This window comes from Phycisphaerae bacterium, from assembly GCA_035384605.1.
Lineage (GTDB): Bacteria > Planctomycetota > Phycisphaerae > UBA1845 > PWPN01 > JAUCQB01.
On sequence record DAOOIV010000134.1, the window covers coordinates 1 to 10742 of the forward strand.

Annotated in this window: 9 protein-coding genes; 5 read left to right on the forward strand and 4 right to left on the reverse strand. The window is 63.1% G+C overall.

All coding sequences use genetic code 11. From position 1 onward, the window contains the following. The first annotated feature begins 522 nt into the window (after positions 1 to 522). Together PLL20_19425 and PLL20_19430 are read left to right on the forward strand one after the other, a co-directional pair. Positions 523 to 1284: a DUF1080 domain-containing protein gene (locus PLL20_19425; GenBank protein ID HPD32170.1), complete on the forward strand. Its 762-nt coding sequence runs from the start codon at positions 523 to 525 to the stop codon at positions 1282 to 1284. A gap of 303 nt (positions 1285 to 1587) precedes the next feature. Then, positions 1588 to 1977, forward strand: coding sequence for a hypothetical protein (locus PLL20_19430; GenBank protein HPD32171.1), 390 nt, complete (start codon positions 1588 to 1590; stop codon positions 1975 to 1977). A 77-nt stretch (positions 1978 to 2054) separates the two neighbouring features. Here PLL20_19430 and hemA read toward each other — a convergent pair whose 3' ends face one another. Next, positions 2055 to 3347: a glutamyl-tRNA reductase gene (gene hemA, locus PLL20_19435; GenBank protein ID HPD32172.1), complete on the reverse strand. Its 1293-nt coding sequence runs from the start codon at positions 3345 to 3347 to the stop codon at positions 2055 to 2057. Continuing rightward, positions 3344 to 4162: a cytochrome c biogenesis protein CcsA gene (ccsA, locus tag PLL20_19440; GenBank protein HPD32173.1), complete on the reverse strand. Its 819-nt coding sequence runs from the start codon at positions 4160 to 4162 to the stop codon at positions 3344 to 3346. Before ccsA ends, hemA begins: the two co-directional genes overlap by 4 nt. Before the next feature lie 137 nt (positions 4163 to 4299). Here ccsA and PLL20_19445 point away from each other — a divergent pair, with 137 nt between their 5' ends. Continuing rightward, on the forward strand, positions 4300 to 5685 hold the full coding sequence (locus tag PLL20_19445) for a hypothetical protein (protein HPD32174.1): 1386 nt from the start codon (positions 4300 to 4302) through the stop codon (positions 5683 to 5685). A 97-nt stretch (positions 5686 to 5782) separates the two neighbouring features. Here PLL20_19445 and PLL20_19450 read toward each other — a convergent pair whose 3' ends face one another. Together PLL20_19450 and PLL20_19455 are read right to left on the reverse strand one after the other, a co-directional pair. Then, the gene (locus PLL20_19450; GenBank protein ID HPD32175.1) at positions 5783 to 6487 is read right to left on the reverse strand and encodes a hypothetical protein; all 705 of its coding nucleotides are present in this window, start codon (positions 6485 to 6487) and stop codon (positions 5783 to 5785) included. A gap of 24 nt (positions 6488 to 6511) precedes the next feature. Further along, a complete protein-coding gene (locus PLL20_19455; GenBank protein HPD32176.1) occupies positions 6512 to 7801 on the reverse strand; it encodes a citrate synthase in 1290 nt (429 codons plus the stop codon). 316 nt (positions 7802 to 8117) lie between these two features. On the opposite strand from PLL20_19455, the gene PLL20_19460 reads away from it, so the two are divergent. Beyond that, positions 8118 to 8900, forward strand: coding sequence for an SDR family oxidoreductase (locus PLL20_19460; GenBank protein HPD32177.1), 783 nt, complete (start codon positions 8118 to 8120; stop codon positions 8898 to 8900). A 375-nt stretch (positions 8901 to 9275) separates the two neighbouring features. Next, positions 9276 to 10394, forward strand: coding sequence for an o-succinylbenzoate synthase (gene menC, locus PLL20_19465; GenBank protein ID HPD32178.1), 1119 nt, complete (start codon positions 9276 to 9278; stop codon positions 10392 to 10394). Positions 10395 to 10742 lie beyond the last annotated feature (348 nt).

Here is a 10742-nt window from a genome sequence, read left to right on the forward strand (position 1 = left end):
TCCGCGGCGTGACGGCTAAGCCGGTTCTCCCTTGACACGACGGGCGGCGGCGCCGCGAGCCAGAGGCTCCAACGCTTGGCGTTGGCCGTCGCGTCAAGGGTTCCGGCGTCCCAGGTATAGTCGAACGTGCCATCGTGCGTCAGGTTCCCGTCGTCGTAAATAGGTGACTGTCCCTATTTATCCCTATTTATCCGTGCGTCAGGTTCCCGTCGTCGTAAATAGGTGACTGTCCCTATTTATCCCTCAATAAACGTACCTGTCCCGTTTTCCGCGTGCGTTTTCCGCGTGTGTCCCGTTTTCCGCGTGCCCGTTTTCCGCGTCGGGAAAGGTCGCTGAAGCGGCCTGTTTCCGGCTCGCGTCTGCTGCTGAGCCAGAGAACCACGACGAGGGCCGCCTGTTTGGTCACGAACCTCGGTCTTGCCGGAAGACGATTGGCATCTCGCACGCCCGCTGGTTTCGTGGTATCCTGCCGTGCCTGTTGGTTGTCGCGGTTTTGACTGTGTTTCCAGAAGGAGTGTAGACATGTTTCATCTGGCGTTGATGAGTCGGGAGGGTGCGTATGTGGGCGGCATGCTGATGTGCCTGGGGCTGACGTTGGCCGGGTGTTCGACGGGCGGCGAGTGGAAGGTGCTGGCCGACGGGAACAGCCTGGACGGTTGGAAGGGCTTCAACTCCGCCGATTGCGGAAAGTGGATGACCGCCGAGTCGGTGGCACTTGATCCGGCAGAGCAGGGCAAGAAGTTTGCGATCACGCCGGGCAAGGGCATTCTGGTCAACGGGGCGGACGGGCGGACCTGTGACCTGATCACCGCGGAGGACCACGGCGACTGCGAGTTGCACCTGGAGTTCACGGTGGCCAAGAACTCCAACTCGGGGGTCTACCTCCTTGGTCGCTACGAGATTCAGATCCTCGACAGCTTCGGCAAGACCGAGTGGACCTACAGCGACTGCGGCGGCATCTACCCGCGATGGATCAACAATGAAAACACCGACGGCCACAAGCCGATGGTCAACGCAGCCAAGCCGGCGGGCGAGTGGCAGAGTTTCGACGTGGTTTTCAGGACCGCGCGTTTTGACGCTAACGGCAAGAAGACGGCCAACGCCAGGTTTGTGCGGGTCTACCTCAACAAGGTCCTGATCCATAAGGACGTAGAGTGCAGCGGTCCGACGCGTGGGGCGATCGGGGGCGATCTGGGCCCGGATGTCGCGGCCGGTCCGCTGCGGTTGCAGGGCGATCACGGGCCGGTGGCCTACAGGAACATCAAGATGCGGCCGCTGCGGTAGGTGGGTTGGAGCAGGCAGCTAGTCGGGCCACCGGGGGCAAGGAGGGGCAAGATCGCCATAGCGGCCGAGGCCTGTCATTGTCCTGATGTTTGCCGTCCTCTGGTAACGACCGGCGGCTTGGCGGGCACATGGGTTGCGCAGCCCGTTGTTGGGCGGTCCGATAAACATCGCGCGTCGGGCAGATGTCAAAACTCTCCGGATTTGTTGAAGAAACCGCGAGTTCCGGGTTATTGCCCGTAGATCGGTTTGTCGCGGATCGGTAGAATCCATCGACAGCGAGGAGTTGTCCGGAGGAGAAGTCCCATGGAGAAGCAGATTACCCCGGCGGAGGGCAAGGCGCCCGCTCCGCGCATTTTCTACGACGCCCCTGCTGAATTGTCGATGGCCGACAAACGGCGGATCTTCAAGGGCATGGTCGTATCGGAACTGGAAGCGGGTTTTCTCCGCTATTCGCGCCGCGAGGCGCTGCTCAAGTACGCGGCCAAGCTGAAGATTCCCGAGTTTGAGGCCTGCCTGCTGATCGCCGAGGCGCAGTTTCACGCCGGCGACATAGAGCCGATCGAGTTTCAGAGTGCCGCGACATTGGAGGCCATCACGCAGCCCGAGTCGTGGTCCATTCCATTGCGCCTGGCCGTGGCCCTGGCCATCGCGACGGTGATCGACCTGATCCTGGTTCACCTGCTGTTCGGATGAGAACGCGGGCTTGCGGCCGTCCGAATCCTGAGAAGATGTCTTGGGAGCCGGCAGTCTGATGCCGGGGCGGCGGAGAGTTATTCTTCGGTCTTCAGATCGAAGAGTGCCCGAAGCATTTCGGCGTACACGCGTCCGGTGCCGGCGGCCGAGTCGCCGGTGAGGCGGGTGATCGGACCGTGGAGCAGCTTCCCGGTCACGCGGTGGAGCATCTGTTCGATGAGTTCGCGGTCGTGGGCTGAGGCTTTTTCGAGCTTGGGGAGAATTCGTTCCAGTTCCTGCCGGCCGACTTCGCGGAAGTGCTTCTCGAGGGCCGCGATCAGCGGGCCGACGTCTTCGCGCGATTGACGGTCGGCCAGTTCGAGCACGGCGGCCTCGATGATCTCGTGGCACTTGGCGAGGGCCTCCTTTCGCTGGGCGAGGTGGGCCTCGGTCACGGCCTGCAAGTCGTCGATGTTGTAGAGGTAGACGCAATCGTGGCGGCCGACGGCGGCGTCGATGTCCCGCGGAAGGGCGATGTCGATCAGCAGGATGGGCCGGTACGCCCGCCGGGCGGGTATCTGGTCGAAGGCCTCGGCGGTGAGGATCGGCTCGCGAGATCCGGTGCAGGTGATGACGATGTCGGCTTCGGCGAGCCGGTCGATCCAGTCGGCGAAGGGGATGGGCTGGACGGTGAGCGGATGCCGCCGGCTGAGCCGTTCGGCCACCTCGACGGCGCGGGCATGGGTGCGGTTGGTGACCCAGACGCGCTGGGGGCGGGTCTCGATCAGGTGGGTCAGGGTCATCTTGCCCATGCCGCCCGCGCCAACCATCATGACCGTTTTATCGCCGAAGTTCGAGAAGATCTGCCTGGCCAGATCCACGGCCGTGCTGCCCACGCTGAGCCGGCCGATGGAGATGCCCGTGGTGGCGTGGATGGTCTTGGCGACCGCCAAGGCGTGCTGGAAGAGGGGGCCCAGGTTTCGGCCGACGGTTCCGGCCATGCGGGCGGTCTTGAAGGCGTCGCGCGTTTGCCCGACGATCTGCGACTCGCCGAGGACCATTGAATCAAGCGAGCTGGCGACCCGCAGGAGGTGCCGGACCGCCTGCACGTCTTCGTGGATGTACAGGGTGTCGGCGAAGTCATGCATTTCGATGCCGTGAAACTCGCCGATGAAAGCGATCATCTCGTCGATACGGGGCCGGCCCTGCATCGGTCGCGAGACGTAGAACTCGACCCGGTTACAGGTTGACAGCAGCACCGCTTCGGCTTCGGGGAATCGCTGCTTGAAACGTTGGAGGGCGGCCGGCACCGCGGCCTCGTCGAAAGCGATTTTCTCGCGCTTTTCGACCGGTGCGGAACGGTGATTGCAGCCGACGACGAACGTTCTCATGCGTGCATCAGCGAGAAAAACACCCGGAACAGATACGCAACGACGATCAGACCCAATCCGTAAGTAGACAATACAGCGGCCCGCTTGCCGCGGATTTGCGGCTTATACAACGACCCATAGCACAAGTAGCCGAAAACGGCCCAAGCCAGCAGCGATGAGATGAAGACCGGGTCCAGGTACCAGTCGTCGGCCTGCAGGTCAGGCCGGTGTGAAACGCCGCACAGACCGGTCAGAATCCCATACGTGAAAAACGGAAACCCGATGATCGGCGTCCACCTGCCGAACCGTTCGAGGGATTCGAGGGAAGCGACGTTGCCGACCAGGGTCGTGGGTTGCTTGCGTCGCAACATCCGGTTCACAAGCAGATAGGCCACACCGGCGACGCCGCCGGCAATGAACAGCGTCCCGCTGATCGCAAAGGCGATCGAGTGGCTGACAAACCAGGCACGGCCGGTGATGCGCATTTCCGGCTGATTCACAATCGCCAAAGCCGCACATTGGAGGGCGGTTGCGATGATGAACAGGAAGCCGTCCACGCCGCGCAAGGTGCGAGCGAGGTGTGTGCTGATGCCCATCAGGCCGAGCAGCGTTGCCAGCAGGACGGCGTCATCGAAGCTGTACCTGAATGTCTCGACGACGCCCATGCTCCGGAATCGGCCTGCGAGATATCCGACGTTTGCAGCCAGGGCGAGGGTGACCGCGACCCGCAGAGCCGCCGGGGCCCAGCGGACATGGTGTCTGAGGCGCAGGTACGAACAGATCGCCCCGATCGCGAACCCCATTCCGCCAAGGATGCATGTCAGGAGTTGCGTCATGGTGTATTCCTGCGGGCAGCGTGGTTGTCATTGACCGGGCCGATCGCGGACCTGCGACCGGGAACTGACAACTTCCGCCGATTTGATTAGCATACCTGAGGTTGAGAGGGATTTCGATTCCTCGTGAGGGACGGCGGATGCGAGGCGCAAGGTTTGTCGGCCGGGTCGGTTTGTTGGTGCTCACAATCGCGACGTCGCCTGCGGTGGTCAGGGCGGATGCGGATTCGGCGCCCGGCGGCCGGGCGGCTGAGGCTCAGTCTGATGATATACGACGCGTGGTCGCGTTACTGGGGCACCCTGTTCCTTCGCAGCGACAGGCCGCCCGGCGGCAGTTGGTCCAGTGGGGCCTTCGAGTTACCGACGAACTGCGGCGTGTGGCGGAGGGACCGAATCTTGAGGCGGCTTTTCAGGCCCGCGACTTGCTGGAGGCCCTGGATTCGGCGTTCTTTCAGGGTGGGCAGATCAGCGTGGAGGCGGATCGGGCAGAGGTCGATTGGGATGAGCCCTTTGCGTTGACGGTGACGGTTCGCAACCCCACCAGGGGGCCGTTGAAGGTGACCTGGGCTGCTCCGACGACCGCGCCCGCGAGCGGCCCGGCCGATGAGGCGGCGCAGGTTGCGGCCCTGCTCGATGTTGCGGATTTCCTGGTTGTTCGGGGGCCGGACGGGCAGGAGGTGGATGTGCGGATCGATCCGATCGAGCGAGACCCGGTTGTTCGAGCGGTGGTTGAACGGCGAGCTTCCGGCACACAGCCCACTCACCTGGTGGGACCGGGCGGCGAGGCGCGGCTGCGGATTCCGGAGTTCAATCGCGGATGGGCCCGATATCCGACCTTGTCTCGCGGCAAGTATCAGATTTCGATTCGCCATCAGCCTGCGTGGAAGGATCAGAATTGGGTGGAGGAAGGGCTCGGGCTGATTGAAAGTCCGCCGATCGAAGTCCGCGTGCGCAGCGGGGCGCCAGCGTCGATTCGTCATGCCAACCGGCCGATGCGGCTGCAACTGAAGCAGACAGGCGGCGAGCTGTTGATACAGATGCGAAACCTTTGGGATCGCCCCCAGTGGGTCAACCTTGATTTCGGTGACGACATGGAAGTCCAGGCCAGGCTGACCTGGCAGGCGCATCGGCTGACGCTGTTCGGCGATGAAGATGGAGTGGAGCTGGAGCCGCGAGTGAAAGCCGTCGAGCGCCGCGAGCATCTCCTGCGGCTGGCGCCGGACGAAGCGACCGAGGTGGGCCGGGTTTCGATGGGCGATTTCCGCGAGGCGCTGGTTAAGGCCGGGGGTCGCCGATCCGGGCGGTATGCGGTCACCGTCCGTTACCAGTTTCTGAGCGAAGTCGAAAACTTACGCGCGGCTCTTGCCGCCCGCAAGAGCAAGATCGAAGTCCCGACTCATCTGTATACCGGGGTCATATTCTGTCGCGAGGACGTCAACGTGCAGGACGAGGCGAAGATCATTGGCCGACAAGATGCCGCGCCGTCGAAGCCCAGTGAACCATGGCGAATGGCGAAGCCCGAATGACGCAGGAATGGCGAAGCACGAAGGACGAAGAAAACCAGAATGGTTTCCCGCTTGCGATCGGGTTTCTTAAAGGACTGGCCAGAATGTCACGGAGCAGTCACGGATTGGTCGGGCGGGAGGCAGGGAGGCTCTGTGCCGGGGGCGGGGCGGTGATCCGGATCGGCTCGCGTCGCAGGGTGTCAAGGCGATCGTCATCCTTGCCGTACTTGATCGTTACGGTCGTGCCGGTGCTTTGGCCGTAGAGGGAGGTCGCGGCAAGCAGCATCGCCGGCATCGTCTGCTTGAGGTTTGAATCATAGGCGATGAGGTCCGCCCGGCATTCCCAGAGGACTTTTCTTCCCGCCGGCAGTCCCTGGTCGGCGATCCACGCCGACAGACTGAGCATGTGGTGATAGCCGAGGTCAACCGTCCGCACCTCGGTACCCACACAGTCAAACAGGGGGGCGCCGAACGGGCCGAACCCGTAGACCGGGCGGAATTCGGGGTAGGTCTCGATCGCCTGGCCGCGGTACAGGACGGTGTAGGCCATGGTCATCTGCAGGTTGGCGGTTTGGCCGATCGGGACTCGTCGGAGGACCGGTCGCTGTTGTCTCAAGGCTCGGGCCAGCATGGCCGAGTAGTCCTCGAACTCCAGCGTCGATTCGATTTGCGGCGTGGGACCATGGATGGCAAAGGCGGGTCCGTCGAGGCGATGCCAGAGCGAGTTGTCGCTTGTCAGGCGACAATCCACGTGGACGCGGTACGGTTCACAACCGGCGGCGGCGATTGCCGCGATCGCAACTGCCATACCAGCCGAGCGCATCACAGATCCTCCTTTGACGGTTGCCTATTGTCGTTGCTCCATCGGTACGTAGTGCCGCAGCGGCGGGCCGACATAGATCTGCCGCGGGCGATAGATGCGCGGGTTCGGACTCAGGTGGACCTCACGCCAATGGGCGATCCAGCCGGGCATGCGACCGATGGCGAACATGACGGGGAACATGTCCACCGGGATGCCGATGGCCCGCAGGATGATGCCGCTGTAGAAGTCGACGTTCGGATAGAGCTTACGTTCGAGGAAGTAAGGATCGCTCAGTGCGATTTCCTCGAGCTGCTTGGCGATATCCAGCAGGGGGTCGCGAATACCCAGTTGGGCCAGAACTCTGTCGCAGGCGCTCTTGATGATCCTGGATCTCGGGTCGAAGTTCTTGTACACGCGGTGTCCGAAGCCCATGAGGCGGATGTTGGACTTCTTCTCCTTGACCTTGGCGATGTATGACTTGAGGTCCTCGCCGCTCTGTTGAATGCCGAGCAGCATCTGCACGACGGCCTGGTTCGCCCCGCCGTGCAGCCGGCCCCAGAGGGCACAGATGCCCGCGGCCACGGAGGCGTAGAGATTGGCCAGGCTCGAACCGACCATCCGGACGGTTGAGGTGGAGCAGTTCTGTTCGTGGTCGGCATGCATGATCAAGAGCAGGTTCAATGCCGCAATGATCTCCGGGGAGGGTTCGTAGGGGGCGTTGGGCTTGCTGAACATCATGTGCAGAAAATTGGGCACATAGGGCAGATCCGGCCTGGGGTACATCATCGGATGGCCGATGGACTTCTTGTAGCTGGCCGCGGCGATGGTGCGCACCTTGCTCATGATGCGGGCTGCGGCGTCGATGAAGTGGGTGTCATCCTCGGGTTGCAGGAGGTCGGGCTGGTAGCAGCCCATGGCGTTCATCATTGCCGAGAGGATGGCCATCGGGTGGGCGCTGGGGGGGAAGCCCTCGAAATGATTGCGGAGGTCTTCATGGATGAACTCGTGCTCCATCAGCAGGGAGCGGAATTCGGCCAACTGTCTGGAGGTGGGCAGCTCGCCGAAAATGAGCAGGTAGGCGACCTCGACGAAACTCGACTTTTCGGCGAGTTCCTCGATCGGGTAGCCTCGATATCGAAGAATGCCTTTCTCGCCGTCGATGAAGGTGATGCTGCTCAGGCACGATCCGGTGTTGGCGTAGCTGTCGTCAAGCGTGATGCAGCCGGTCATCGATCGGAGTCGGCTGATGTCGATGCCCACTTCGTTCTCTGTGCCGATCACAACGGGCAACTCGTACGACTTGCCGTCGATAATCAGGGTTGCGGTCTTGTTCATGCTGATGCCCTTGCCTGTGCGCGGCCGCCGGCAGCCGTCGCATGCGTATCCTCGTCCAATGTTCGTGCGAACGGCCGATCCGGCCCTCAGGGGCCGCCGCTTCGAGCCCGCCGCTGATACCAGTGGCACCGGTCCCCCAAACCGGCTCGTGGGTTCACCGGAGCGGGGGGATTGTATCAGACTCCGTCGAATCTGTGAAACGGGCGGGGGCCGTTTCCGTGGAAGCTTGACTGGCAGGGCGGTCGCCGTGAACATGGCGAGTCGATCGCCTGCGGCGTTCGTCTTTGGATGTATTGGGTTTATCGAGGAGTCCGCCATGTCCGAGTTGCAGGGGCGGGTGGCCATTATCAGCGGCGGTCTGGGTGATATCGGCCGGGCCTGCGCGGTGGAGTTGGCACGGCGGGGAGCGGATATCGCCGTGGGTGACCGCGACGACGGCGGACGGGCCGAGCCTTTACGGGCGGAGATTTCGCGGCTTGGCCGGCGTTTTCATTTTGCCATTGTAGACGTGTCGGATGCGGAGGCTGTCCGGAGCTGGGTTGGCTTGGTTGAGAAAGAACTGAGCCCGCCGACGATTGCCGTGCCCAACGCGGCGATCGTTGAGATGGCGTCGATGGCGGATCTGACCCCGGCGATCTGGCAGCGACACCTGGACGTCAACCTGACCGGCGCCTTTAACCTGGCTCACGCCGTCGCCCAACGCCTGGTCGAGTTGAGGCAGACCGGACGCATCGTATTCATCGGCAGTTGGGCGGGCCACACTGCTCATGCTCACATTCCTGCATATTGTGTGGCCAAGGCCGGCCTGCGAATGGTGTGCAGATGCATGGCCCTCGAATACGCCCGCCATGGAATCCTGGTGAACGAGGTTGCTCCCGGGGTGGTAAACGCGGGCCTGTCGCGCAGCCTCTTTGACAAGGATCGGGCGTTAACGCGCCGCACGGCCGCCAGTATTCCCACCGGTGAGCTGATGCAACCCGAGGAAGTCGCCTTGCACGTTGCCCACCTATGCGACCCGCGCAGCCGCAACGTGACGGGCAGCGTCCTGCTTTGCGACGGCGGTCTTTCGCTCGTCACCGCGACCGCCAAGCAGGAGTAGAGCCCGACGTTGCGTGCTGCCACGGTCGGCGAATGAAGAATGGCGAAGGCGGAATTAAGAGTACTCCCGGTCTGTCTCGCGTGGGCGGCGCGATCCGGCTACAATCCCATCGTGGGTGCCGTGCCCGTGGCGTCGCACGGGCAGGCCTTCGTAGTGATCACTGAGAATGTGTGAGATGAGGTAGGTCACGGTCGGAGCCGCCGGAGGTGGCGCAGACCTGCCGGTCCGGGCTGAACCATGCGGCGGGTCTCGGTCGCTGTGGCGACCTCGACGCTGCCCTACCGCTGACAACTGACTGCTCTCCCGCGGCGTGCTCAGCATTCTTGGAATGCGAGCCGCCCGTTGGGTTGAGAGGGAGGTCGGGAGCCGTATCGAATGCCCAGAATCGATGTCGTCGAGATCTATCGCGTTCACCTGCCGCTGGTGTACCCGTTTCGGACTGCATACGGGACAGATGACGCCGTGGAGCCGGTGCTGGTGAAGCTACGTTCCGGCCGTTTTCACGGCTGGGGCGAGGCGCAGCCGTTCATATGCCCCACCTACTGCCCGGAGTACTCGGCCGGCGTCTTCCTGCTGATCAAGAACGTTTTTGCTCCCGCGATCGTCGGCCATGAGATCGACAGCGGCGACGCCCTCCGGCAGATGATTGCCTGCTTTAAGGGCAACTTCTTCGCCAAGGGGGCCCTTGACATGGCCTGGTGGGACCTGTTTGCCCGCACCCGCGGTGAACCGCTGTGGAAGACTCTCGGCGGGAAGGGACCGGACATCGAGGTGGGGGCTGATTTCGGCGCGATGGAGCGTATCGACGCCTTGCTGGGCAAGATCGATCAGGCCCTCAAGGCCGGCTACAAACGGGTCAAACTCAAGTACGCACCCGGCTGGGACCTGCCCGTGATTCAGGCCGTCCGCGGCGCGTTTCCCGATGCCGTTTTCCACATCGACTGCAACAGCGGCTACACCCTCGAGGACCTTGGCATGTTCAAACAGCTCGACCGCTACAATCTGGCGATGATCGAGCAGCCGTTGATGTACGACGACCTGGTCGATCACGCCGCGCTCCAAGACCAGATCTGCACGCCCATCTGCCTCGATGAAAGCGTTACCTCGCTCGATAAGGTCCGCAAGGCCATCGAGATCGGGGCCTGCCGTTGGATCAACATCAAACCCGTCCGTGTCGGCGGTCATACCCCGGCACTAGCGATTCACGATCTCTGCCAGGAGGCGGGCATCGGCTGCTGGGTGGGCGGCATGCTCGAATCGGGCATCGGTGCGGCCCATTGCCTGGCGGCGGCCACGTTGTCGAACATCAAGTACCCTTGCGACGTCTTTCCCAGCTCGCGTTTCTTCCACAAGGACCTCTCGGTTCCCGATTGGCACCTGTCCGGCCCGTCAAGAATGACCGCCGTCGACGCCCCGGGCATCGGCTGCGATCCGGACCCGGCGATGCTGGAAGCGTGCGCCGTCGAGAAGGCCGTGATCGGGCAGGGGGGGTAGTGCGGCCAACGTTCTCGTTGACCCATTTCGTCAGCGGCAGGTCGGCGCTTCGCTCTGACCTGCCCTACCCTGCTGGAAGCGTGCGCCGTCGAGAAGGCCGTGATCGGGCAGGGGGGGTAGTGCGGCCAACGTTCTCGTTGACCCATTTCATCAGCGGCAGGTCGGCGCTTCGCTCTGACCTGCCCTACGTTGCTGCGACGCGGACCCGGCGATGCTGGAAGCATGCACCGTCGAGGAGGCCGTGATCGGGCAGGGGGGTAGCGCGGCCAACGTTCTCGTTGACTCATTTCGTTAGCGGCAGGTCGGCGCTTCGCTCTGACCTGCCCTACGTTGCTGCGACGCGGACCC

Bases quoted from the DNA above. Each gene is read 5' to 3' on its own strand.
- menC (HPD32178.1), top strand. From the start codon at position 9,276: ATGCCCAGAATCGATGTCGTCGAGATCTATCGCGTTCACCTGCCGCTG.
- ccsA (HPD32173.1), bottom strand. From the start codon at position 4,162: ATGACGCAACTCCTGACATGCATCCTTGGCGGAATGGGGTTCGCGATC.
- PLL20_19425 (HPD32170.1), top strand. From the start codon at position 523: ATGTTTCATCTGGCGTTGATGAGTCGGGAGGGTGCGTATGTGGGCGGC.
- PLL20_19455 (HPD32176.1), bottom strand. From the start codon at position 7,801: ATGAACAAGACCGCAACCCTGATTATCGACGGCAAGTCGTACGAGTTG.
- PLL20_19445 (HPD32174.1), top strand. From the start codon at position 4,300: ATGCGAGGCGCAAGGTTTGTCGGCCGGGTCGGTTTGTTGGTGCTCACA.
- PLL20_19450 (HPD32175.1), bottom strand. From the start codon at position 6,487: ATGCGCTCGGCTGGTATGGCAGTTGCGATCGCGGCAATCGCCGCCGCC.
- PLL20_19460 (HPD32177.1), top strand. From the start codon at position 8,118: ATGTCCGAGTTGCAGGGGCGGGTGGCCATTATCAGCGGCGGTCTGGGT.
- PLL20_19430 (HPD32171.1), top strand. From the start codon at position 1,588: ATGGAGAAGCAGATTACCCCGGCGGAGGGCAAGGCGCCCGCTCCGCGC.
- hemA (HPD32172.1), bottom strand. From the start codon at position 3,347: ATGAGAACGTTCGTCGTCGGCTGCAATCACCGTTCCGCACCGGTCGAA.